The organism is Auritidibacter sp. NML100628, from assembly GCF_003185985.1.
Taxonomy (GTDB): domain Bacteria; phylum Actinomycetota; class Actinomycetes; order Actinomycetales; family Micrococcaceae; genus Auritidibacter; species Auritidibacter ignavus.
In genome coordinates this window covers 63343-86674 of record NZ_QHLP01000011.1, presented here as the reverse complement: position 1 = coordinate 86674, position 23332 = coordinate 63343, and the positions used below count along the sequence as shown (strand labels likewise).

Sequence of the window (23332 nt, the reverse complement as noted above, 5' to 3'; positions counted from 1 at the left end):
GGCGTGTCCCTGACCCCGCGGGGCATGATATATGGCGAGACCGGACCGTGAGGAGACCCAATAAGGTGTCACATGCTATGCAGCAGAACACCCAGCAGACTCAAGCTGAGGTCGAGACCGGACCGGCGATCCCGTCTCGTGCCAAAGTGTGGTGTCATCTCGGCATCCTGATGGCCGTGGCGATCGCGGTGTATATCACCCATTCGATCCTGCGGTTTAACGGCTACCACGCCAAGGGGTTCGACCTGGGAATTTTCGACCAGGCGGTACGCCAATACTCGTTGTTTAAGCCTCCAATCGTGCCGATTAAAGGCGATGGTTTCCACCTGCTCGGGGACCACTTCCACCCGATCCTGGCGCTGCTCTCTCCCTTCTACTGGATCTGGGACGACCCGCGCATGTTGGGGATCATCATGGCCCTGGCACTGGGCTCAACGGCGATTCCGGTCTATTTCTTCACCCGGCGCCGCAGCCACCACCACGTCTGTGCCTTAGTGGTCAGCACCGCATTGCTAGCGTTCTGGCCTTTCCAGGCCATGGTCAACTGGGACTTTCACGAAGTCACGCTCGGGGTGCCGGTCATTGCGTGGGTGATTTGGGCGCTGGATGCGCGCCGTTTCTGGCTGGCGTGCGGGCTGAGCCTGATCCTGCTCACTGTTCGGGAAGACATGGGGATCACGCTGGTCGCCATCGCCGTGGTCATGTTGTTTTATCGGGCCTGGTGGCAGGCTCTGGTCACCGCGGTGAGTGGCATGATCGGTTTCGTCGTGGTTTTACAGGTCGTGATCCCTTATTTCTCCCCCTCGGGAGAATTCTCGTATTGGGAATATACCGCCCTGGGTGAGGATCTGGGTTCCTCCTTGACCTTTATGCTCACCAACCCCTTGGAAACGATCGGCATCCTGTTTGATCATCCGCTAAAGATCGGGCTGTGGCTCCTTCACTTCGTGCCCCTGCTGCTCTTGCCGTTGTTATCGCCCATTACCCTCGCAGCAACTCCGCTATTGCTTTCCCGGTTGTTCAATGACCGGTTAAACGTCTGGGCACCGGTGTACCAGTACGACGCCATGCCCTCGGTGATTTTGATGCTGGCTGCCGTCGATGGGGCTTATCGACTTACTCGATGGGTCCGGACCTGGCGAGACAGCTCCCAGACACCTGGCACCAACCACCTCCCCAAGGACGCCACGGAGGCGACTACCGGTCAGCCCCGACCACGACCGGCTTCCGTGGTCGGTACGGTGGTGCTTGGCGTGAGCTTGGTTGGCACCGTGACCTTCCCGGCTGTCTTCCCGTTCCACCAGCTTCTCACCGCTACGTACTGGATACCCAGCGAGAAAGCACAAGCCTTTGACCGCGCCGTATCAATGATCCCCGACGATGTCTGTGTCGAAGCAGCCGACCATGCCGCCCCGCATCTGAGCACTCGGACCGCGGTGGGTCTCCACGGAACCTTGAACGACGACCGGTCGACCTGGATGATTATTGATGACGAGGTCGAGGAGCTGGGTGGCAACCACCCACTGACCCCATCGCAAGCCTTCGACCGGGCTGAACGGCTCGGCTTTGAGGTAGTTTGGGAGGATCAAGGTGTCTGGGTCCTTCACCGCGATCAGCCGGTTGACCCCGCCTGCTCGCAGTATCTGCACCGCTAATTTCACGACCGGTTGACAAGGAGGATCCATGGATGGTTTTGAGCTCTTCCGCACCCTACTGGTGGCCGTAGCGGTGGTGGGTGGTATCGCTCTGTTGGTGTTCGGGTGGAACATGATGGCCTCCCGGCTGTTGGGTGGCCGCAGTGAAAACCACGAGCTCACCGCCTCTGAAGGACAGCACGCCGGTTTGGACACCCAACGGCGTCTGGCGGAATTGCAACAGGAGCTCTTTGCTCTTCTGGCCCTCCCTGAGGGACCTGACCCTCGACGACCGGGCTCAACCACCGAGGTGGTTTTCGACACCCCGGGCTGGGCCGATGAGTCCAGTCGGTTCGTGCGCGCTTTCCGAGCCAGCCAGTCGGCCTGCTACCAGCGCTTCACAGAGCTAGCCCCAGCACCCGGAAGCCTCGAGGTGTCTGCCCAGGACCTGGATGCCCTTATTTCGGTGCTGGGCGAACTGACCGAAAACTTCCTCGAAATTGATCGGGCCATCAAACTCAGCGATACCGTTGCGGATTCCGACAACACCCAATTCATCCTGGACCGGCGTTGGGGTGCCCCACTGCGCCGGGATACTGTGGCGGACAACCAGCCAGAGCGTTTAGCAGAAAACCTGATGGTATATGTGGCCAGAAACTGGCCGGTGCATCAACGGCTGATCCGCGAGGATTTCACCGCCTCTGGCCTGAATCAGACCGAACAGACAAACCTGGACTCCTTACTCAACCGCCTGGTGGCCCACCAGCTTTTGGCCCGTGATGATGACGGGTTCATCTGGCCGGCGTCCACCCATCGGCCCGACTGGGGTGTATTTCGTCAGCTCAGCGTTGACCAGCTGGCCGATCCTGACACCGTGCCGCTGATCGAGATCGCCAATGCAGCCTGGGTAGCACTGGGCGCCTGCGAAGACCAGCAGGCCACCACCACGGAATTACTCGCAACGACCGCCGAACAGCTCGGGCTGACCGCCGAAGACCTCCACGCATCCCCGCAAGCCACTCAACGGGTGCGGGATGCGATCGATGCCGGGCTGGCCACCGACCGGTTAGCGACAGCCGGGCCGGACCAGATCAGGAGAGGACGCACCCAGTGGCCGGTGCTCTACCGGCGTCCGGTCACACCCCGGCATTCACGTTCCTAACACTGAACCTGCTGATCCTTATCCCGTGCTACACCGCGCCAATAGCTAATCCACGAATGGTCTCGCCGGGTGAGCAGACCGTGAGAGCCTGGTGGCAATCGAGGCAGAGAGAGACTGTGATGCGCAAAGGGTGCGTGGGCTGTCTTGGACTGATCCTGCTGATTGTGTTGATCGCTCTGGCTAGCCGGGGTCAGCAAGGTATGGGCCAACAGCAAGAAAACCGCCGAGGCCACTTGAGTGAAGCGCCTCAGATGGTGGGGGCGCCGCCCGAGACGAGATGATTGAGGATCTCACCGAACGCTTTGAGGCGTTGCACCCGCACCCCGATTCCGGATGGTTCGTGGAGACGCGGCCTCACGCCGCCGAGTTCTACCGTCACGACCTTCACGCCCAGGAGATGTTCTGTGAACTCACCGACTCCTCGTCACCGCAGTATCCTCCCTCCGCTGACGATCCTCGCGCGTTGGGTGAACTGGTTCAGGAGAGCGAAGATGCCTCCCGCCACGCTGAGCGAGGTGTCCAGGGCTTCGAATGGACAGGGCCACCGCCCGCACCACATGACCGGGCCGGAACCCCCCGCTACATCTCCGCAGCACAACGAGCGCTCGACCCGCGCTGGGGCCAACCCGCCCGAGCCGAGGCTCCTCCAGCGGCGTCTGCCACACGAGTGAACACCTCGGTCTTCGAGCTGGTCACCACGCAATGGCCGCTCCAGGCTCAGCTGACCACCGTTCACTTGGTGGAAGACCAGTATGGCGCTCTGTGGCCAAGCTGTGCGTGTGCCAGGCATCCATCCGGGAAATCGGCAACGCCCACTGGTCCGTCCTCGCCCAGGCCGCTGCAACGCAGAGGCTCTCGGCTGAGCAGTTGCTGGAGGCTACGTGGCATCGATTCCTCGATCACCGTCAACCCAGACCACCACGCGCAAGACCGGCTCCAGCAAGGACTTCAAGACGCTATGGAAAGCGACCGGGTCCAACGCGCCGCTAACGGCAGGTTCATCGAGTCGCGGGTGTGTTGGCCGGACACCTACCGACGTCCGTTCCGGGCACGGGCACGACCCGATGATGCCTGATGACGAGCCCTATGAGCTTCAATAAGTCCCCCGACGTCTCACGTTGTCCTGGCAACCTTTTAGACTACTTTCAGATAAGTCGCGCGGGATGCTGGACTTCAGCTATTCCATGAGTGAAAGCGAGTTGCGGTGAGCCAACAACAAGGTGGCGGGCTGGGGTGTTTGGGAGTGATTCTCCTGCTGGTCGTTCTGGGCCTGGCCATTGAATACTGGTACATAGTGGTCGGCATTATTGTGTTGCTGGTGGTTGGCTTTTTCGTGTTCTCGTCCCTAGCGGCAAGCGATCAAAGGCAACTGCAGGAAAAGCAAGATCGCATCGCCGCACGCAAAGAGCAGAACCAGCAGGAGGCCGAACGCCGTGAGCGCGCCGACAAGTTGCAAAGGATCACGGATCGTTTCACGGCCCTTGAAGCTCGATCAGCCTCCCAGATCCATCATGTGACAACCGAACCGGAGAACGCAGGCTGGCTAGTGGATTCCAACCCGCATGTGCAGGCGTTTCGGAGTCAATATCATCGCGCCCGGACCGAATTTTCTCGCCGTCTCAAGCCCTATTCGTCGATGTATCCACCTCGAGAGGACCAACTGACTCAGCTCGATGAGATGGTTACTGATCTTGAAGTGGCCTACGATCATGCCGATCGAGGGGTGCGGTTGTTCGGCTGGGGTGGTCCCGCGCCTGATTCCACCGACCTCGCCGCGGCGGCTCGCTACGCGGCCGAGGCCCAACGGGTACTGGATTCTCGGTGGAATCAACCGGCCCTGATCGACCCTCCCGGTCCGTTCTCGGTGACTCGTTATGGAAAACTCGTGCATGAGGCAATCACACGCCACTGGCCCGTGTTGCGCGAGAGCGTACACGACATTATGGCCGTCGCCGACTCAGCAGTCGTCAGACCCCATGTTCCCAGGGACACCGACGATGCTCTTGACACCCAGCTGGCCACCGGTCTCCTGGTGGAGGACCACAATGGGGCCTTGTGGCCGGCCTGGGTGGATCCCGACGAGTGGATTTGTCACCGCACTTTTCCCAACGATCACCACCCCGATTATCTGCCCTTGGTCCAGGCGCCGATCCGAGAAATTGCCAATGCCCACTGGGCGACGCTGGCCGAAGAGACCGAGGCTGGCGGGATGCCCGTCGATCAGCTCATCGAGGCTACCCTCCGCCGACTGCGTGGCCCCGATGCCGCCCCCGACAACAGTCCGCGGCTACAGGCCAGACTGCGTCGTGGCCTCGACGATGCACTGCTCAGTGACCGGGTGCAACGAGAATCTGATGGACGGATCACCTTGTTGCGGGTGACGTGGCCTGCGACCTATCGACGCTCCCGTTTCGACGAGCGGGGCTGAGCACCCACCGATCGGCCGCAGCGTTGAAGTCTCCCCCACCTGGATCAAGCGGTGAATTCTGGCTACCGTCACCGCGCAGTTCATCGCGTTGCGGACGCAGGATATCGCCGATGACTGACAAACAGATCCAGATCAGGGTTACCATGTGGGCGATGATGCCGGTGGCGTACCAGGCGGTGACCCACCAGTCACCGAACTCGCCACCGGAGGTGATCCGGGCCGATTCCATCCACACTCCGCCGAAGTGATACACCTCCGCGGCCTGCCAGATCCAAAACTGGGACTGTTTGGGCCGAGCGAGCACCACCAGCGGGATCAACCAGGTGACGAACTGCGGAGAGTAGACCTTTCCGAGCAGAATAAAGGCAGCCACGATCAACAGGCACAACTGAGCCATGCGGGGCCGGACCGGGGCACGCAAGCCCAAGACTAGGATTCCCACGCAACACAGGGCGAATAGGCCGTTGGAGATCAGCGAGAACGTCTCACCGGACCAGCCCGTGAAGTCCAGGGCCAACCACATCGAGGAGAAGGACACTTCACGATCGGAGGAGAAGGTGTAGAACCGCGACCACTGGTCGAAGGCTGTGAGCATAAACGGGATGTTGACCGCCAACCAGGTGATCGCTGCCGGGAAGATGACTTTGGCGAACACTCCGAGTTTGCCGGTACGGATCGCCAGCACCAGGATCGCGCCCAAGAAGAATAACGGGTAGAGCTTCATGGCCGTACCCAGCCCAATCAGCACCCCGGCGAGTACGTTCTGGTTCCGGGCAAAGGCCCACAGCGCCAGCGAGCCGAGCATCACCGCCCACAGATCCCAGTTAATGAACGCGGTCAGGATCATCGCCGGCGCCAGGGCTACCAACAGTGCGTCTTTGGGACGGTTGCGGGCAGTGTAGGCGGTGGCAATCACGGTGATGATCCAGCACACCGTGATCAGGGCGGCGTTGATGTCGAAGTAGGCCACGGTGCGTTCCAGCGTTGCGCCCTCACCGGGCACCATCCAGGCGGTGAGACCGGCGATGACCGCCAGCAGGGCCGGGTATTCCAGCCACTGGTCTTCGGGTAGTGGCGTGTAGAACGGGAACCAACCTTCGGCTAGCCCGCGGGTAGGAAACAGCTGCGCGAAGTCCGAGTAACACATGTGGATGTGCACATCCGGGGTCCCCCAGCCGTTGACACGACACCATTGTTTGGACAGCAACGCCAACACAGCCGCTACCAGGGTGACCAGCCCCAGCACCACGAGCAGACGGGGGGTGACTGCCGACCGGGGCACCGTGCGGCGTTCCGGGGCGCGTGTGGTGGAGTCAGTGGGTGCAGGCATAAGAGGTTAGTCTTTCTCGAGGTGTCGTAGCGTGGTGGCATCTCGGTCGCGTTGCGGCGGGAAGGCTTGTGAGGTGGCCGGATCCCAGAATAGCAACCCCACCATCCCGACGACACCGATGACGCCGGTGATCACCCGCACCAGCAGGATGGGAATCCATTCGGCCACCGACACCTGATCGACCACGCCGATGACCACCAGCACCATGATAAGTAGGTACAGCATCCAGGACCAGCGCGGATGCCACAGCCGGACCACGGCGAATAGCGGCAGCACCCACAGCAGGTACCAGGGCTGGATGATCGGCGCCAGCAGAATGGAGACGATCAGCGCGATACCGGTGGAAATCACCGGGTGGGTCACCGAGCGCTTCAGCGCCAGGTAAGCCACCACCACAGCAGAGATCACGGTACCCAGCGTGTAGACCACGTCGGCGACCGGGCGGATACCGGTCTGGGCCAGCGCGTCGGTGATCCAGCCGATACCCAGGCCGAGCAACCCGAAAGGCGCATAGGGGAAGGCAGCGTCACCAGCGGTGGTCATGGCCGGGATCCAGCCAAACCACAGCCCCGAGATCCAGCCGAAGACGGTCATCACCGCACCGACCACGACCGCGCAGAGTCCCCAGGCGAGTATCCGTTGCCGATAGCTGACCTCGCGCTGGTCATGTGGGTCGGGTCGACAGAGCATCATCCCGGCGAAGGGCAGGGCCAGAATTGTCAGAGGTTTGATGCCAATCGAACAGGCGATCAGTACCAGCCCCACCACGGTGCGCAGCCACCAGCCGGTCGTGGGCCGGTAACTGCCTAACAGCAGGAACCCGGCCAACAGCAGCCCCAGCATCAACGAGTCGTTGTGGACTCCAGCCACCAAGTAGAGACTGACCAGTGGGTTGAGTACGCTGACCCACAACGCCCAGTCGGGGCGGGCGCCGAATCGGCGAGACAGCTCAATCACGGTGTACCAGCACAGAAACAGCCCGGCGATCGAGACCACGCGGAACAGCAGGACCGCGATTTCCGGGACCTGGCCGGAGACAAAGGTGATGCCTTGTGCCAGTAGCAGAAACAGGGGCCCATACGGTGAGGGGGATTCGGCCCAAATGGAGTCGGCGCCTTGACTAAACCACCCGGGTAGCGTGGATACCCCGGTCTCATAGGGGCTCCACCCGGAGTGCAACACCTGCCCTTGGGCAATATAGGAGTAAACGTCACGGGAGAAGATCGGGAAGGTGAAGATCAGCGGAAGCGTCCAGAGCACCATGGCTCGGGTCAGCACCCGATAGCGGGCGTGTTCCAGTCGGGCGGGCGCCCCAGGTTCAGGCTCGGGGTTTATCCCGCGGTAGCGGGTGTGCGGCAATCGCAAATCTTGCCCAAGGCGTAACCAACAGCGAACCAGTAACAGTGAGGCGGTGACCAGCACGATGGCGCAGGTGAGCACCCCGGCGGTTTCCACACGCAGGGGGTTGAGCACCGTGGAGTGGGCGAACCAGGAGAATTGGGAGCTGGGGAGCCACCCCACGCCCCAGGAGGAGACCATGATGGCCAGGGAAGCGATCAGCCCGGTCAGCAGGTGACGGCGTGGTTCAGGATGGGCCAAACTCAACAACCGACGGTGGAACCAGATGCCCAGAGTCATTGATCAGCACCACTCCGATCAGGTTCGCGCGAAATCGGTGGCCTGTCCGGGGTGCGGGTGATCCGCCAGAACGCCAGGTCGCTGGCGCGTAGGGTCCGCAGGCGACGCCAGGTGTTTTTCAACCCGTCACGCACGTGCCAGTCTTCTTTCATCATGCGGGAGGTCAGCGGGTCCAGTAGCAGAATCCAGATGATGCAGATCCAGGACACCGCGGTAGATAGGTGGGGCATGAATTCCCCGACGGTGAGGAATTGCCAAATGAACAGCTGGTCAGCGGCACCGAAGGCAAGGAAGAAGGCGACGATCACGATGACCAGCTTCAGTTGCCAGTTGCCTTTGATGCCCACCACCACGAACAGGGGCAACAACCACAACACGTACCAGGGCTGGACGATCGGTGAAAGCAACACGATAGTGGCAAACGCCCAGGTGGTCCGTTGCAACAGCTGGGATTGTCGGCCGGTGAACATCAGAATCAGCACGATGATGACCGAGGCAATGCGACCGATGAGTTTCAGCACGTCCAGCACCCAGTCGCTGGGGATACCCAGGGCGTTGAGGGGAGTGCGGATCATATCGTAGGTGAAACCAATCGGCGACCACGGGACCGAGCCCGTGCCGGTCTCGGCCATCACCGATACCCAGCCGAAACCGTAGCCGTTGATGAGTCCAACAGCCACCAGCACGGCGAGAGCGATCGCCAAGGTCAGGGCCCAGTAGCCGAATTTGCGCACCCACCCCGGATTGCGTCCGGCCCACCACAGGCCAATAAAGGGTAGCAACACCACCGTGATGGGCTTAATGCCGATCGAGGCGACCACCAGCAGCACCGCGATCAGTCCGCGCCCGCGCACCGCGTAGTAGATCCCAGCGACCGCGAAGCCCACCATCAACGCGTCATTATGAGCCGAGGAGACGAAAGAAATAATAAAGAGCGGATTGGCTGCTGAGATCCACTGGGCCCGAGCCGGGTCCACACCATAGTGGGCTGCCAATGTGGGCACGTAGTACATGATCAAGGCCACGCCGGCGACAGCAACCACGCGGAAGAGCAGGATTGCCAGATCGGGGCTGTCCACACCGCTGAGGGCCATGATGCCGGCGGCAATCCATAAGAAGATGGGACCATAGGGTGTGGCGTCTTCAGCCCAGGTGGTGTCAGTGCCCAGTTGGAACCAGTTCGACAGGTTGGAAATGCCCTCTTCATAGGGGTCTCCCCCGGAGAGCACCAGCCGTCCTTGATTTACATACGCGAAGATATCGCGGGAGAAGATGGGCAGACAGAGTAGCTGTGGCAGGATCCACAGGGTGGTAATGATGGTCACCGGGGCCAGGGAGCCGGCGGGAAACCGGTAGAACCCTTGCTGAGACGAGACGCGCCGACGCAGCACAATCCCTAGTCGCAACCAGGCCCAGAACATCACCCAACATCCCAGCGTAAGGAGCAACGTTCCGATCGCCACGCCGTGATTGGTCGCGCGCAACGGGGTGAGCACCTGCCACTGATTTAACGGTGAGGCCGCTGCCAGCCAGCCGACTGCATAGGACCCGAGCATCACCATCGCCGACCCCACGACACCAACCACTGCCGCGATCACCAGCGAGGGTGAGAGCGCCCGGCGGGGTTGCTCCGAGGCGGTGGATACCTCAGTGGTGGTCATGTTCGTCCTTTTGATGGCAACCGGGGTACCCGGCCGGTGGAGTGGGCAACGGCCGCACCCACAGCTGTTCATCGGGTGTCATCGTGCTAATTCGGTGCATAATCTATCATCGTTAGCGGAGAGTACGGTGGAAGACACCAACACTGCCGGACTGTTGTTCCTGGCGGTGGAAGCATGTGAAATCAATCTGTCAGGGAGACACGAATGTCCGAGAAGACCCCCGTGGAGAATGCCAACCGCAATCTGGTGTGGATCGATTGTGAAATGACCGGGTTAGACCCGGATGTGGACACACTGGTGGAAGTTGCGGTACTAGTCACGGACTCGGAACTGAATATTCTGGGCGACGGGGTCGATGTCGTGATTAAGCCCTCAGACGCAGCGGTGACTCAGATGAATGATTTTGTCACCCAGATGCACACCTCCACCGGTTTGATCAACGAGTGGGAACAGGGCATGAACCTGCAGGACGCCTCCGCTGTGGTCATGGACTACATCACCACCCACTGCCCCACCCCGCGCACCGCGCTACTGGCCGGCAATACCGTGGGCCAGGACAAATTGTTTTTGACCAAAGAAATGCCTGCGGTCACCGACCACCTGCATTACCGGATCGTCGATGTCTCCTCGATCAAAGAACTGGCCAAACGCTGGTTTGTTGATGCCTATGAGAATGCCCCGGAAAAATCGGGCAACCACCGTGCCCTGGGAGATATCGTCGACTCCATTAATGAGTTGCGCTATTACCGAGATACGATCATGGTCCCCTCCCCCGGCCCCACCGCAGCGCAAGCCCAAAAAATTGCCGGTGAGTTGGAGCTCTATCAGACCGCTGACTACGCCCGTTAACGCCCTCTTTACCGCATGTTGTTCCCGATTGGGTGTCAACGAGAAAACAGGGTATAGTTACTAGGCGTTGCCCAGCAGACTATGACACATCATGCGCTGGTGGGCAGGACCTTATGGTGGGTATAGCTCAGCTGGTAGAGCGTCTGGTTGTGGTCCAGAAGGTCGCGGGTTCGAGCCCCGTTACTCACCCGGAAATATCGTCCCGTGAACTTTTCCGTTCGAGAGTTCACGGGACTTTTTTCATCCCCGGCTACCCGGTCTTGCCGAGTCATCGGGGCGCCAAGCCCCACCATTAGACCGGTCTGGGTCAGGAGTAGACTAGACTCGAATCTCAGCACAGCCCTGATCAGTGGCGCTGTTTTCGTGACCTCAGGAGCAGTCATGGCATCGAGCACTCAACGTGTCGCCTCGTTGGTATCCCACCGTGTGATCGGTTGCGTGCTCGCGGTGATCGCTGGGCTCACCTTGAGTAGTTGTTGGTCTGACTCCACCGATGAGACCTGTTCTAAGGTGCTGGAGTTTCAGTCTGTCCAGTCCCAGACCCACGGTGATGCCATCTCCGATAACACCACCGTCAGTGACCAGATGACCGAGGAATGGAACCAAGCCACCGATAAGACCAGCGATGATCGACTCGCTGAGGCGATGCGCGTGTATGCGCCAGCATTTACCCAACAGGTCTCGACCATGGCCGGTGAATCACCCGATGCCGTCCCGGATGTCGATTTATCGAACCCAGATATTCAGCAGGCCGCGGCCACCCTCGACGAGATCTGCGGTACGAGCTGGAGTCTTGACGAGTCATCAACCTCCCCGTAGGAAATATCACGAAAGGCTGACTACCCGATGTCTATTGTTGTGATCAATGCGCTGACCGTACCTGACGAAGCTCGCGCAACTCTCGAACAGCGTTTTGCTGCTCGCAAACATGCTGTCGACCAAGCACCCGGTTTTGAAGGCTTCAAATTGTTACGCCCTACTGCCGGCGAAGACCGTTATTTTGTCTTCACCCAATGGGCTTCCCGTCAGGACTTTGAACACTGGCGCGACCACGGTGCAGCTGCCGCACATGCCCATGACGATTCCGAACAGGGCGAGCGTCCCAAACCGGCCGCCCAAAGTGCTGAGCTTCTCGAGTTTGAGATCGTCGACCTCTAGAAATCACTCTAGAGCTAAGGAGTAATTTTTCGTGGCCACTATCCGTCCTATCACCATTCACGGTGATCCTGTCCTCCACCGTCGTGCCACTGAGGTCACCGAGATCACCCCGGAGATCGTCACGCTCGTTCAGGACATGCACCTCACCCAGCGGGTTGCCAATGGCGTTGGCTTAGCCGCACCGCAAGTTGGGGTCGGGCTACGAATCTTTACCTGGGGCTACGAGGACACCGCAGGGGTAGCACCCACCCACGGCGAAGTGATCAATCCGGTGCTGACTGTGCTGGGCAAAATTTCGGAGGAAGAACCCGACCGCACCGAGGATACCGAGGGTTGCCTGTCGGTCCCCGGGCTGGGATTCCCCTTGCAGCGTTCAGATCATGTCCGCCTGCAAGGTTTTACCGTCAACGGTGATGCGCTCGATTTCGAGGCCACCGGTTGGTTTGCCCGCATTATGCAGCATGAATTCGACCACCTCAACGGCACGCTGTATGTCAACCGGTTGAATAAGCGCTGGTCGAAAAGGTGGAAGAAAGAGCTGAAAAAACACGGCTGGACTACCGAAGGTCGCACCTGGTTGCCAGGAAACGATCAGGATCCTTTCGGCCACGAGGTAGACGCCGAGGCCCTGGCCGAAGCGGAGGATACACCAAACAGTCGGCAAGATTCCTAGCCACCAACGCACAGCCCCCGGCCACGTCCTTCTGTTGGGACGCATTCGGGGGCTGTGGTGTTCGCTGTCCTGATGCCTCGGTTGGGCGGTCCTAGTCGCGAGCCGGAAGCACTGGCAGGGATTCACCGGCCATCTTCTCAATGACGCGGATGACCTGAGAAGAGTATCCAAACTCGTTGTCGTACCAGACGTAGAGCACCAAGTGGGTGCCGTTATTGACGATGGTGGACAGACCATCAACTACGCCGGCACGCTCGGAGCCCACAAAGTCGGTGGAGACGACCTCTGGAGAGTTGGTGTAGTCAATCTGGCTACGCATCGCACCGGTCAGTGACTCTTGGCGCAAGCGGGAGTTGATCTCATCGACCGAGGTCGGCTTGTTGAGTTCCAGGTTCAAAATAGCCATCGAGACATCCGGAACCGGAACACGGATGGCATTACCCGATAATTTGCCCTTCAACTCGGGCAGAGCCTTGGCCACTGCTTTCGCCGCGCCGGTTTCGGTCAGCACCATATTCAGGCCTGCCGAGCGACCGCGGCGGGAGCCCTTGTGGAAGTTATCGGTGAGGTTCTGGTCGTTGGTATAGGCGTGCACGGTTTCGACGTGGCCGTGGTCAATGCCGTACTCGTCCTGGATAACCTTCAGCACCGGAGTGATGCCGTTGGTGGTGCACGATGCGGCGGAGACGATCGTGTCGTCGGGCCGAATATCAGTGTGGTTCACACCGTAGACGATGTTTTTAATATCGCCCTTACCCGGTGCGGTCAGGATCACCTTGGCGCTCCCCCGAGCAGCCAAGTGCTTGCTCAGGCCTTCTTCGTCACGCCAACGCCCGGTGTTATCGACCACGATGGCCTCGGAGATGCCGTAGGCGGTGTAGTCCACCTCGGCCGGATCGGAGGCGTAGATGACCTGGATGCGCGTGCCATTGGCGGTGATGGTGTTGGAGTCCTCATCCACCACGACCGAACCGTTGAACGGCCCGTGAATGGAGTCGCGGCGCAACAGGGAAGCGCGTTTGATCAAGTCGTCATCGGTGTTGCGACGCACCACAATGGCGCGCAGCCGCAAACCGGTTCCGCCACCGGCGTGGGAGAGTAGAATCCGGGCCAGCAGGCGACCGATCCGGCCGAAACCGTAGAGCACCACATCGGTTTCTTCCCCCACCCCGGCACCGTTGCCGTCGACAATGTCAGCTAGTGCGGTGCGCAAGAACTCTTCGGGGTCGTTCACGCCCGAAGACCGCCAGTCACGCACCAACAGGGCGAGGTCCAATTTGGCCGCACCCAGGTTCAACTGAGTAGCTGCCTGTAGCAGGGGGAAGGTTTCAGCAATGGGAAGTTCGGCTTCATCGACCTGCCGGGCAAAACGGTGGGCACGGATAACGTCGATGACCGACTTGTGAACCAGCGTGCGTCCATGAATGTTGGTGACAACATTGTGGTCGCGGTAGAGCTGGCCGATCAGCGGGATCATCCGCTCTGCCAGTTCTTCTCGCTGTCCCCACTTGTCTTCGGCCTGTTTAATCTCAGCGGTGTGATCTGCCACTGGGTGTTCATCCTCTCTGGCGAAGGCAATGCCCCGACGACATCCTTGTCGCAGGGCGGGCTGCTACGGATGGCTCCAAACGTCCTTTCATTCTAACCACGACTAGCCGGTGGGCAGGGACATCACACGGCGGACCAACGGCTCACACCGCCGATTCGTAACCAGGCTGGTCCGGACAGGTCTGCAGAATATTCTCCAATGCCTGTCGTTCTTCCGCGGTGACCCACAGCTCATATTTGGCTTTGACCGAGATCTGTCGGCCGGCATACTCGCAGTGGCTTTCCGGATCCGGAGGCAACCATTCAGAGGCGTCGCTATTAGATTTGGCAGTATTTACCGGACCGGAGACGGCTTCAAGGTTCAACGGGTCGTTAGCAAACCGGTGGCGCTGGTCTTCAGACAGTTCTTGGGCGCCTTTTTGCCAGGCGTCTGATAGCGCAACGACGTGATCAATTTGTACCTGCGAGGAGGTGTCCTCGCCACGCTGGAAGGTCAGGGTTTGACCGGTGTACAGGTCCTCAAGCACCCCGCTGTCTACCACGCAGTCATCGGTGCCACTGCGGTAGGTGACGTTTTGGAGATCACGGGCCAGAATTTCATTGCGGGTACTACACCCATCACCGTCGAGGTCCAGCCAGCCATCACCAAAGTATTCGCGCTGATATTCAGCGGAGAAGTCACGGTCCCCGGTCTCCAGGTGATCAAGGAGCTCTTCAGCAGTGCGGTCTTGGGCATCCACCTCGGTCAATGTGGACTGGTCGGGAAACAGCCCGAAGACCACGAGCAGCCCCATCAACACCAGGGCGGCCACCACGACGGTCCCGGTCGTGCGCCGGGAAGACTTCCGCCGGCGGCTCGCGCTACGCCCGATGCCTGGCGACCTGCGATGTCCTCTGTGGTGATGGGACCGAGAGCCGAGGCGAGACCGCGACTTTCCACGCCGAGGATAAGGTGCCTGCACAGCCGCGTCCTCCTTTAAGACCCTAACGATGTGGGAGATATTCACCGGCAGGTGGCCACCGGTGCTGACGATCAGTGGGATGGACCGGCGATAAGCCGGATCCTGTGCCGTGGGCTCGTTGCCAAGCCCACGGTAACGGTCATCCATCTAGGTCAGACTGCATTGCTGCAGGACTCTAGCAACCAACCCGGGTGCGTCTCGCGGGCCACGAGTTGGCACCCTACTTGGTTTTGCACCGGATGGGGTTTACCAAGCCGTTGCTGTCACCAGCAACGCTGGTGGTCTCTTACACCACCGTTTCACCCTTACCCAACAGGGGCGGTTTACTTTCTGTTGCACTAGCCTGCGGGTTACCCCGAGTGGGCGTTACCCACCATCCTGCCCTACGGTGTCCGGACTTTCCTCGACTCACGTCGCTGAGCCGCGACCGTTTGCCGGACCATCCCGGACAGCTAGTCTAGCGTTCCCGGCGGTCACCCTCAGGCCATAAGAACAACTGTTGTTTACATCGCCACGACTTGTCGGTCACCGGGAGTTTGGTCTCTGCCGTTTAGAGTGGGACTAATGCTAGTGCTTTTGCCCCCTTCAGAAGGAAAGAATTACCCAGAGAAAGGTCGCCCGATCTCTTGGGATTCTTTGGTGTTCCCGCAACTGAACGGAGAGCGCCACACCATGATGGGAAATCTGGCGACAGCCTCCTCGTTGCCGACGGTCTACGATGAGCTTGGGGTGTCCCGAAAACTCAGTAATGAGGTGGCCGCCAATCAGCACCTGAATATTGCACCCGCCGCACCAGCCCACCAGATTTATACCGGAGTGCTCTATGAGGCATTCGATTATGCCTCCCTGACGCCGGCGGCCAAACGGCGCGCTCGGCAGAAAGTTTTGGTTTTCTCTGGTCTGTTCGGCGTCACCGGGATTGCCGATAGGATTCCGGCCTACCGGATGTCTGTATCCGCCAAACTGCACACCGTGGGCACGACCGCTAAGTGGTGGCGCCCCAAAATGGCACCGTGGCTGGACCAACGCGCCACCCACGATGGCCCGATCGTGGATTGTCGATCCGGTGGTTATCAGAAAATGTGGGAAGCCCCGCACCCCATCACATTGACCGTCAATGTTTTCCAGATGCGTGGTGGCACCCCGAAGACTGTCTCCCACGCGGCCAAGTACACCCGTGGCCGAATTGCCCGGGCCTTAGTCGAGGCCGATGCTCGCTCCACGCGCTCCTTGGACAAGGTGCTCGACGTGGTCAAAGAAGCCGGCCGTAGCGGTGGTGACGACCGCTGGGACGTGGAAATGGTGCGCCCCCAAGCCTCTCGGGGTGGCTCGTTGCAGGTCATTTTGCCTGAGGATTAGCTTCGGCTACTCCGTCGCTACGCCTCGTCGCGAATAAGGATGACGCCGGTCTCTGGATCATAGGCCAGCTGGTCGGCGGGCGTATTGTCAATCGTTGCGAGTTCTACCGGCGACAGTGTCATGCCACTGGCCGAGGTATTGCCGTCTAACCGCATAGCACCGATTCCTGCGTTACGCTGGGCAATCTCTTGGTAGTGAGCCACCAACTCCTCCGGCAGGCTCCCAACCAATTCAGCCCGTGCTGCCGTTAGGCGTTTGCCCTCGGTAGCGATCTGGCCCATCTGGTCTTTCAGTCGCACCGCGAGCTCTTCGAGGTTTTGCTTCAGATGCTGCCGCTGTTGTTGGCAGGCGGAGATCTCGGCCTCCACCTCGGCCACAGCCTCGCGGGCAGCACGGGTGGCCGCTTCCGCCTGCGCCAGATCGGCTTCCACCGAGGATTTCTGCGCCAAGATCGCATTCAACTGGTGGGAGTTCGCCGCGTTCTCTTCTGCTTGCCCGCTCAACGTCTTCACCCGCCGGTCAAGGGATGCTTCGGTTGACTGTGCGTCAGCCAGGCGGAGACCAGCGTCCTCCCGTTGACGGTTGAGGTGTTGGAGTTGATCGGTGAACTTCTCGTACTGGTTTTTGCCTTGCTGGTAATCAGGGTCTTTCTTCAGCTGAGCCAGGCGCTGTTTCGCTGTGGCAATCTGGGTGTCGAAGGCCTGCAGGTCGAGAAGTCGTCGTTGGGTTTCGGGGTCGTAGCGTGTCACTGGCATCGCGCCATTCCTTTCGATCCGTACACTGTCCGCGTCGCTTCTGGTCTCGTGTCTTCTCGTCGGGTCTGTTGTGGTGTGATCAGTTTCGACCGGCGGTGATCACAAAGTCCCAGGGGTCGGTGTTCAGTGCTGAGACGCCAGTGTCAACCGTCCAGCCATGCTCGGCCAACCCGCGCTGTAGGGCCTGTGCGGCTGCCGGCAAGAACAGCCATTCGGAGGCGAAATGGGAGACGTCGACCAGATAGGGTCGGTCGCCTTCTAGTGCTGCCCGTTCGCGGGCTTCACTGGCTGGATGGTGGCGCAAATCAGCGGTGACATATACATCAGCGTGGTGGGCACGCACCTGGTCGAATAACGAGTCTCCGGCCCCACCGGTCACCGCCACGGTGCGGACCACGCCGTTGCGGTCACCGGCCACCCGCACTCCGGGCGCGACCGCGGGCAGAGCAGAAAACACCCGGGCGGCAAAGTCTTCCAGGCGCAATGGGTGGGGCAACGTCCCAACTCGACCCATCCCCTCACCGTTGACTGATTGTCCCTTCTCGGCCGGTGCCAGTGGCACCACATGCTGCAGGCCCAGAATCTCGGCCATCACATCGGAGACCCCGCCGACCGCAGAATCGGCGTTGGTATGAGCGGTAATCAGTGCACACCCACCCTCAATCAGAGTGTGCACGACTTTGCCCTTAAATTGGTCCGCTGCCACCGAGTGCACCGCTTTGAGCAACAGCGGGTGATGGGTAATCAACAGATCGGCTCCGGCCTCTACAGCCTCATCGACCACCGCTTGAACCGGATCAACCGCCCAATGAACTCGCCGCACGGGTTGTTCAACTCGGCCGGTCACCACTCCGGAAGCATCCCAGGGTTCGGCCAGTGATAACGGCCAGAGTTCTTCCATCACCTCGATCACCTCGCGCAAGGTGGGAGTTCGGTGGTATCGGTGCTGCTGGGTGGACGCATCGGACGCTGACGAGAGTGTGGAATCGGCCATGTCTCTATTGTCTCGCAGTCAGGGAATGAATTCACCCCCGTAGCACGCTATACCTGGCGTGATGGATCAGAACTTCGACACGAACGCGACACCGCAGACCCGTGAGCTCATCATGGCTGGGGGCTGTTTTTGGTGTCAGGACGCCATTTATCGCAAGACCCGGGGTATTACCGCAGTGGAAAGTGGCTACACCGGTGGCTACGTAGACCATCCCAGCTATCGGCAGGTCTGCAGTGGCACCACCGGGCACGCCGAGGCGGTAAAGGTCCGCTTTGACCCTCAGGTAATCGATGTGGGGGTGGTTCTCGATATCTTTTTCGCCTCGCACAATCCGACGAGTCTGAACAGACAAGGTGGGGATGTCGGCCCCCAGTATCGTTCTGCGGTCTTCCCCCGCACCGCGCAAGACCGCCAGGATTTTGCAGACGCGATCGACCGACACCAGCAGCTCTGGGATGCTCCGATTGTGACCACCATCGAACCGGCGGGGCACTGGTGGCCAGCCGAAGATGAGCACCAGGACTTTTATCACAAACACCCCGCCATGGGATATTGCCAGGTGGTCATTAACCCAAAACTGTCCCGAATCCGCAAAGATTACGCTTCGTGGCTGATCGACTGATGCCTTCCCACGTGATCTTCTACGCTTAAGTAAGGAAAGACTAACCCGTTGCCCGCGGTGAAAGAAAGGATGGCAACACCCATGGCACTACTGAATAATATTACCGAAGCTGTTGGTCACACCCCCTTGGTCAAGCTCAACCGCTTGGACCAGGACTTGCCTGGCAATGTGGCGGCCAAGGTGGAGTTCTACAACCCAGCTAATTCAGTCAAGGACCGTATTGGTGTCGCGATCATCAACGCTGCCGAGAAGTCCGGCGAGCTTCGCCCGGGTGGCATCGTTGTGGAAGGTACGTCCGGGAACACCGGTATCGCTCTGGCGATGGTTGGGGCAGCTCGTGGCTACCGTGTCATTCTCACCATGCCCGAAACCATGTCGGCTGAGCGTCGGGTGATGTTGCGCGCCTATGGTGCAGAAATCGTACTCACCCCCGGTGCCGATGGGATGCGCGGCGCCGTCGAAAAGGCCCAACAGATCGTGGCCGAGTCTGATAACGCCATCTGGGCTCGCCAGTTCGCCAACGAAGCCAACGTGCAGGCACACTATGACACCACCGGGCCGGAGCTGTGGGAAGACTCCGACGGCGCTATTGATGTGCTGGTCTCCGGTATCGGTACCGGTGGCACCTTGACCGGTGCTGGGCGCTATCTGCGCGAGCAGAAGCCGGAGCTGAAGATCGTGGCCGTCGAGCCAGCAGATTCGCCGATCCTTTCCGGCGGCAAGCCCGGCCCGCACAAGATCCAGGGTATCGGGGCGAACTTCGTCCCCGAGGTGCTCGACACCGAACTGTACAACGAGGTCTACGCCGCCACGTTGGAGGAATCCGTCAAGGCTGCCCGCGACCTCGGTACCCAGGAAGGCATTCTGGGCGGTATTTCCGCTGGTGCCATCATCTCGGCTGCGCTGGCTGAGGCCGCCAAGTCCGACAACGAGGGCAAGCTGATCGTGGCGATCATCCCCGACTTCGGTGAGCGCTACATTTCCACCGTGCTGTACGAAGACATTCGCGGCTAACTGGCTGGGGTAGGCCAGTACGCGCTCAGCAAGCCCGGAAGAGCGCTGCAGGCCCCCGCCCAGGTCACCTAGGACCGGCGGGGGTCTTTTTTGTCTCGTAACGTTTCAGAGTGGAATATGACACTAAACTCACGTGTTGTTGATAGATGCCTGACCCCGTTCGCGGTCAGCAGATGATGGAAACTCGCACCGAAAGGCTGAGCTCAGTGGGCTTTCTCTCACGTATTACCCGTCGCGTTGTCGAAGATATCCAGGCGGTCAAGGACCATGACCCCGCGGCTCGGGGCTCCGTTGAAGTCGCGTTGGCCTATTCGGGGCTCCATGCCATATGGATGCACCGTCTTGCCCATAAAGCCTGGCAACACGAGCACCTCAAACTTCCTGCTCGCCTGCTGTCCCAAATCAACCGGGCGCTGACCGGTATCGAGATTCACCCGGGGGCCACGATTGGTCGGCGGTTTTTTATCGACCACGGCATGGGCGTGGTGATTGGCGAAACCACGGAGATCGGTGACGATGTGATGCTGTATCACGGTGTGACGCTTGGTGGACAGTCCTTGGAGAAGGTCAAGCGCCACCCCACGTTGCATGACGGTGTCGTCGTCGGTGCTGGCGCTAAGATCCTCGGCCCGGTGGAGATTGGGGCGGGCACTGCGGTGGGTGCTAACGCGGTGGTCGTCAAAGATACTCCCGATAATGCCATTGCCACCGGTGTACCGGCCACCGCGCGTATTCGGAAATCACCGCAGGAAAATAAGCCGGCCGTCGACCCGGCAGAGTACGTCGACCCGGCCCTGTGGATCTAAGGACCTTGCCCTAGGCTCGGGCCCCAGCCGTCTGCGTGTCCGGGATCCACCGGGCTAACCACATCGTGAGCACTCCGGCAGCGGGAACCACCAGCAGCGCCCAGCGTAGCTCGCTGACCTCGGCGAGTGCACCGACCACCGGTGGGGTGATGAGAAAGCCAATCCGCATCAGCCAGGACACGAGGGTGAGGCCGGTTCCTTCGGGTAAGCCCGGGATACGGTGGGCTTGATCGTAGGCGCCGGGGACCAGAGCCGCGGAGCCGTATCCGGCGATGCCGACTCCCAGGATGGTGCCCCAGACCGATGGGAACAGCAACGCGACACCGAGCCCGAGCCCGATCAATGCACCACCCAGGCTGAGGATGGGGCGTAGCCCGAAGCGGTTAATCAGCGGGTCGGCGACCAACCGGCCCATCAGTTGGCCGGTGATCAGCGTGGTGAACCCCATAGTTGCCACGATGGGGCTGGTGCCACGTTCCTCGGAGAGATACAGGGCCGCCCAGGAGTTCCCGACGTCTTCAACCATGGTCCCGGTGTTGCCGATCAAGACCAGCACCAGCAGGAATCCAAGGCTCGACCAGCGGATCGGCAGGCGGCAACGTTTCCCCGGTGTCGGGTGACTCTCGATGGATACCTGCCCGGGTGCAGTGCCGGTGTGTTGGCGTGGGAGCATCCACCACCAGGCCCCAACAGCCGCCAGCGTGAACATCGCCCCGGAGAGGCTCAGGTGTACCGGTAGCGGGAGGGTGAGCCCCACTGCCCCGGCTGCCATGACCCCACCCAGCACCCCACCCAGCGACCAGACCGCGTGCAAGGAATTGATGATGGACCGGTGGTATCCGGCTTGGACACGCAAGGCGTGCTCATTTTGGGAAACATCGGCCACCGCATCAGCGCCACCGGCAATCAGCAGACACAGCATGAGCACCCAGAGGCTGGGGGCCAAGCTCGCTCCGAGCAGACCAACAGCCACCAGTGCGGTAAAGACCGCGGCAATCAGCCCGGACCCGAAAGCCCGCACGAGCCGGGCGGCCAGGAGTCCGAACAGGATCGCTCCGGCGGGAAACGCGGCGACGGCAATACCGAAGACCCCGTCGCTGAGTCCTAGCGAGTCTTTGATCTCCGGGTAGCGTGGCAACAGGTTGGCGAACAGGGCCCCGTTGGTCAGAAACAACACGGCGGTGGCGGCCCGTGCGCGCCGGTAAGGTGCAGGCGGTGTGTGGCTAGTGCTCAATCTCGCAACGGTCCTGGGACCACAGGGTATGGAAGGACCCGTGGCGGTCGACGCGCTGATAGGTGTGGGCGCCAAAGTAGTCGCGCAAGCCCTGAGTCAGTGCCGCTGGCAGTCGCTCGGCGCGCATCTGGTCGTACCAGGCCAGGGCCGAGGAGAACACCGGGACCGGCACACCCGCCGCCACACCGGTGGCGACCACACGACGCCAGGCCGGAAGAGTTGCGGTGATCGCTTCGGTGAACTTCGGGGCGAACAACAGGTTTGCCGGGTAGTCCCCGGCTCCGGAATTCTGCGGATCGGGGTGCCGGGTCACATCGCGTCCGCCATAGGCTTGCATGATCTCGTCGAGCAACCGGGCGCGAATGATGCAACCATTCCGCCACAGCGAGGCGATGGTGCCAATATCCAATGGCCAGTCGTAGGTGGCTGCCGCGGTGGTGAGCATGTCGATGCCTTGGGCATAAGACACCAGCTTGGAGGCATATAGTGCCTGGGCCACATCGTCGATGAAAGCCTCCCGGTCGTCAATGGTCACCGGTTCAGCCCCGGCCGAGAGAAGCTGCTGGGCTTGGGCTCGTACCTGACGCTGTGACGAGACGGTACGGGCGAAGACGGACTCAGCGATCGCGGCGACTCCGGAGCCAATGTCCAGCCCAGAGATCGCGGTCCAGCGACCGGTGCCTTTTTGTCCCGCACTGTCAACGATGACATCCACCAGGGGCTTGCCAGTGGTGGCATCGATGTGGCCCAGAACCTGGGCGGTGATATCGATCAGGTAGGACTCCAGTTGGGTGGTGTTCCACGTGGCGAAAATCTCGGCCTGTTCTGCCGGTGAGATGCCGGCGACCTGGCGCATCAAATCATAGGCCTCACCGATGACCTGCATATCGGCGTATTCGATCCCGTTGTGCACCATCTTCACGTAGTGGCCGGCCCCATTGGGGCCGATCCAGGCACAGCACGGGTCGCCCTGGAAGTCAGCGGCAATGTCTTCGAGCATCGGGCCCAGGCTCTGGTAGGAGGCCGGGGAGCCACCGGGCATGATGGCCGGGCCGTTCAGTGCGCCGTCTTCCCCACCGGAAACGCCGACTCCCACGAAGTGCAGGCCCCGCTCAGCCAGGGCCTGTTCGCGACGGATGGTGTCCGGGTAGTGGGAGTTGCCACCGTCGATCACCACATCCCCGGGCTCCAGGAGTTCAGCTAGCTCTGCGATCACGGCATCCACCGCACCGGCAGCGACCATGACCAGCACCCGACGGGGGCGCTTCAGCTCAGCGACCAGCTCGGCCAGGGTTTCGGTCCCCACAAATTCGCCCTCGTCACCGTGCTCGGCGAGCAACGACTCGGTGCGTTCGGCGGATCGGTTGTGGACAGCGACCACATAGCCGTGGCGAGCGAAGTTGCGGGCAAGGTTGGCACCCATCACTGCCAGACCGGTGACCGCAATATCGGCGCGTGGCTCTGGGGAGGACTCGGTGGCTGTCTCGGTGGGTTCCGCACTCATC

21 protein-coding genes, 1 tRNA gene and 1 other RNA gene are annotated in these 23332 nt (G+C 60.8%); 13 read left to right on the top strand and 10 right to left on the bottom strand.

Annotated features, from left to right (window positions below):
* The first annotated feature begins 77 nt into the window (after positions 1-77).
* From DCC24_RS08625 to DCC24_RS08610, 4 genes are all read left to right on the top strand, one after another.
* A complete protein-coding gene (locus DCC24_RS08625; RefSeq protein WP_233492039.1) occupies positions 78-1655 on the top strand; it encodes a DUF2079 domain-containing protein in 1578 nt (525 codons plus the stop codon).
* A 28-nt stretch (positions 1656-1683) separates the two neighbouring features.
* A complete protein-coding gene (locus tag DCC24_RS08620) occupies positions 1684-2796 on the top strand; it encodes a hypothetical protein (protein ID WP_110099517.1) in 1113 nt (370 codons plus the stop codon).
* 277 nt (positions 2797-3073) lie between these two features.
* Positions 3074-3871, top strand: coding sequence for a hypothetical protein (locus DCC24_RS08615; protein WP_110099516.1), 798 nt, complete (start codon positions 3074-3076; stop codon positions 3869-3871).
* A gap of 129 nt (positions 3872-4000) precedes the next feature.
* Positions 4001-5224: a hypothetical protein gene (locus tag DCC24_RS08610; protein WP_110099515.1), complete on the top strand. Its 1224-nt coding sequence runs from the start codon at positions 4001-4003 to the stop codon at positions 5222-5224.
* Here DCC24_RS08610 and DCC24_RS08605 read toward each other — a convergent pair.
* From DCC24_RS08605 to mptB (DCC24_RS08595), 3 genes are read right to left on the bottom strand one after another with little or no spacing between them, the layout of a single operon-like run.
* A complete protein-coding gene (locus tag DCC24_RS08605) occupies positions 5160-6554 on the bottom strand; it encodes a glycosyltransferase family 87 protein (RefSeq protein ID WP_110099514.1) in 1395 nt (464 codons plus the stop codon). The two genes, DCC24_RS08610 and DCC24_RS08605, sit on opposite strands and share 65 nt — an antisense overlap.
* Positions 6555-6560: 6 nt before the next feature.
* Complete coding sequence (gene mptB / locus DCC24_RS08600; protein WP_110099513.1) at positions 6561-8192, bottom strand: polyprenol phosphomannose-dependent alpha 1,6 mannosyltransferase MptB; 1632 nt, start codon at positions 8190-8192, stop codon at positions 6561-6563.
* Positions 8189-9853, bottom strand: coding sequence for a polyprenol phosphomannose-dependent alpha 1,6 mannosyltransferase MptB (mptB, locus tag DCC24_RS08595; RefSeq protein WP_110099512.1), 1665 nt, complete (start codon positions 9851-9853; stop codon positions 8189-8191). The genes mptB (DCC24_RS08600) and mptB (DCC24_RS08595) overlap by 4 nt, the downstream gene beginning before the upstream one ends.
* A 204-nt stretch (positions 9854-10057) precedes the next feature.
* Between mptB (DCC24_RS08595) and orn the strand changes: the two genes are divergently transcribed.
* From orn to def, 5 genes are all read left to right on the top strand, one after another.
* Positions 10058-10702, top strand: coding sequence for an oligoribonuclease (gene orn, locus DCC24_RS08590; RefSeq protein ID WP_110099511.1), 645 nt, complete (start codon positions 10058-10060; stop codon positions 10700-10702).
* Positions 10703-10818: 116 nt separating this feature from the next.
* Positions 10819-10891: transfer RNA gene (locus DCC24_RS08585), tRNA-His, on the top strand.
* A 192-nt stretch (positions 10892-11083) separates the two neighbouring features.
* Positions 11084-11521, top strand: a complete 438-nt coding sequence (locus DCC24_RS08580; protein WP_110099510.1) for a hypothetical protein — start codon at positions 11084-11086, stop codon at positions 11519-11521.
* A 27-nt stretch (positions 11522-11548) separates the two neighbouring features.
* Complete coding sequence (locus tag DCC24_RS08575) at positions 11549-11860, top strand: antibiotic biosynthesis monooxygenase (RefSeq protein ID WP_110099509.1); 312 nt, start codon at positions 11549-11551, stop codon at positions 11858-11860.
* Between the two features lie 31 nt (positions 11861-11891).
* The gene (def, locus tag DCC24_RS08570; RefSeq protein ID WP_110099508.1) at positions 11892-12533 is read left to right on the top strand and encodes a peptide deformylase; all 642 of its coding nucleotides are present in this window, start codon (positions 11892-11894) and stop codon (positions 12531-12533) included.
* Between the two features lie 91 nt (positions 12534-12624).
* Here def and DCC24_RS08565 read toward each other — a convergent pair whose 3' ends face one another.
* The 3 genes from DCC24_RS08565 to rnpB form a co-directional block, all read right to left on the bottom strand.
* Positions 12625-14010, bottom strand: a complete 1386-nt coding sequence (locus DCC24_RS08565; protein WP_233492041.1) for a glyceraldehyde-3-phosphate dehydrogenase — start codon at positions 14008-14010, stop codon at positions 12625-12627.
* Positions 14011-14224: 214 nt separating this feature from the next.
* Positions 14225-14893 (bottom strand): HNH endonuclease family protein, encoded by a 669-nt coding sequence (locus DCC24_RS08560; RefSeq protein WP_233492038.1) that lies wholly within the window; start codon positions 14891-14893, stop codon positions 14225-14227.
* Between the two features lie 225 nt (positions 14894-15118).
* Positions 15119-15486: RNase P RNA component class A (gene rnpB / locus DCC24_RS08555), an RNA gene on the bottom strand.
* Positions 15487-15607: 121 nt separating this feature from the next.
* Between rnpB and DCC24_RS08550 the strand changes: the two genes are divergently transcribed.
* A complete protein-coding gene (locus DCC24_RS08550; RefSeq protein ID WP_110099507.1) occupies positions 15608-16402 on the top strand; it encodes a YaaA family protein in 795 nt (264 codons plus the stop codon).
* Positions 16403-16419: 17 nt separating this feature from the next.
* Here DCC24_RS08550 and DCC24_RS08545 read toward each other — a convergent pair whose 3' ends face one another.
* Both DCC24_RS08545 and DCC24_RS08540 read right to left on the bottom strand, forming a co-directional pair.
* Positions 16420-17157, bottom strand: coding sequence for a zinc ribbon domain-containing protein (locus DCC24_RS08545; RefSeq protein ID WP_110099506.1), 738 nt, complete (start codon positions 17155-17157; stop codon positions 16420-16422).
* Between the two features lie 79 nt (positions 17158-17236).
* The gene (locus tag DCC24_RS08540) at positions 17237-18151 is read right to left on the bottom strand and encodes a Nif3-like dinuclear metal center hexameric protein (RefSeq protein ID WP_110099505.1); all 915 of its coding nucleotides are present in this window, start codon (positions 18149-18151) and stop codon (positions 17237-17239) included.
* Positions 18152-18212: 61 nt separating this feature from the next.
* Here DCC24_RS08540 and msrA point away from each other — a divergent pair, with 61 nt between their 5' ends.
* The 3 genes from msrA to epsC all read left to right on the top strand — a co-directional run bounded on the left by msrA (position 18213) and on the right by epsC (position 20593).
* A complete protein-coding gene (gene msrA, locus DCC24_RS08535) occupies positions 18213-18773 on the top strand; it encodes a peptide-methionine (S)-S-oxide reductase MsrA (protein ID WP_110099504.1) in 561 nt (186 codons plus the stop codon).
* Between the two features lie 81 nt (positions 18774-18854).
* Positions 18855-19787 (top strand): cysteine synthase A, encoded by a 933-nt coding sequence (gene cysK / locus DCC24_RS08530; RefSeq protein WP_110099503.1) that lies wholly within the window; start codon positions 18855-18857, stop codon positions 19785-19787.
* 176 nt (positions 19788-19963) lie between these two features.
* Entirely contained in the window at positions 19964-20593 is a 630-nt protein-coding gene (gene epsC / locus DCC24_RS08525; RefSeq protein ID WP_110099528.1) for a serine O-acetyltransferase EpsC, read from the top strand.
* 10 nt (positions 20594-20603) lie between these two features.
* Here epsC and DCC24_RS08520 read toward each other — a convergent pair whose 3' ends face one another.
* On the bottom strand, positions 20604-21827 hold the full coding sequence (locus DCC24_RS08520; RefSeq protein WP_110099502.1) for an MFS transporter: 1224 nt from the start codon (positions 21825-21827) through the stop codon (positions 20604-20606).
* Entirely contained in the window at positions 21817-23331 is a 1515-nt protein-coding gene (gene gndA, locus DCC24_RS08515) for an NADP-dependent phosphogluconate dehydrogenase (RefSeq protein WP_110099501.1), read from the bottom strand. Before gndA ends, DCC24_RS08520 begins: the two co-directional genes overlap by 11 nt.
* Position 23332 lies beyond the last annotated feature (1 nt).

Bases quoted from the DNA above. Each gene is read 5' to 3' on its own strand.
- DCC24_RS08545 (WP_110099506.1), bottom strand. From the start codon at position 17,157: ATGCCAGTGACACGCTACGACCCCGAAACCCAACGACGACTTCTCGAC.
- mptB (WP_110099512.1), bottom strand. From the start codon at position 9,853: ATGACCACCACTGAGGTATCCACCGCCTCGGAGCAACCCCGCCGGGCG.
- gndA (WP_110099501.1), bottom strand. From the start codon at position 23,331: ATGAGTGCGGAACCCACCGAGACAGCCACCGAGTCCTCCCCAGAGCCA.
- epsC (WP_110099528.1), top strand. From the start codon at position 19,964: ATGGAAACTCGCACCGAAAGGCTGAGCTCAGTGGGCTTTCTCTCACGT.
- msrA (WP_110099504.1), top strand. From the start codon at position 18,213: ATGGATCAGAACTTCGACACGAACGCGACACCGCAGACCCGTGAGCTC.
- DCC24_RS08575 (WP_110099509.1), top strand. From the start codon at position 11,549: ATGTCTATTGTTGTGATCAATGCGCTGACCGTACCTGACGAAGCTCGC.
- mptB (WP_110099513.1), bottom strand. From the start codon at position 8,192: ATGACTCTGGGCATCTGGTTCCACCGTCGGTTGTTGAGTTTGGCCCAT.
- DCC24_RS08540 (WP_110099505.1), bottom strand. From the start codon at position 18,151: ATGGCCGATTCCACACTCTCGTCAGCGTCCGATGCGTCCACCCAGCAG.
- DCC24_RS08565 (WP_233492041.1), bottom strand. From the start codon at position 14,010: ATGATCCCGCTGATCGGCCAGCTCTACCGCGACCACAATGTTGTCACC.
- DCC24_RS08620 (WP_110099517.1), top strand. From the start codon at position 1,684: ATGGATGGTTTTGAGCTCTTCCGCACCCTACTGGTGGCCGTAGCGGTG.
- cysK (WP_110099503.1), top strand. From the start codon at position 18,855: ATGGCACTACTGAATAATATTACCGAAGCTGTTGGTCACACCCCCTTG.
- DCC24_RS08580 (WP_110099510.1), top strand. From the start codon at position 11,084: ATGGCATCGAGCACTCAACGTGTCGCCTCGTTGGTATCCCACCGTGTG.
- DCC24_RS08550 (WP_110099507.1), top strand. From the start codon at position 15,608: ATGCTAGTGCTTTTGCCCCCTTCAGAAGGAAAGAATTACCCAGAGAAA.
- DCC24_RS08625 (WP_233492039.1), top strand. From the start codon at position 78: ATGCAGCAGAACACCCAGCAGACTCAAGCTGAGGTCGAGACCGGACCG.
- DCC24_RS08605 (WP_110099514.1), bottom strand. From the start codon at position 6,554: ATGCCTGCACCCACTGACTCCACCACACGCGCCCCGGAACGCCGCACG.
- DCC24_RS08615 (WP_110099516.1), top strand. From the start codon at position 3,074: ATGATTGAGGATCTCACCGAACGCTTTGAGGCGTTGCACCCGCACCCC.
- orn (WP_110099511.1), top strand. From the start codon at position 10,058: ATGTCCGAGAAGACCCCCGTGGAGAATGCCAACCGCAATCTGGTGTGG.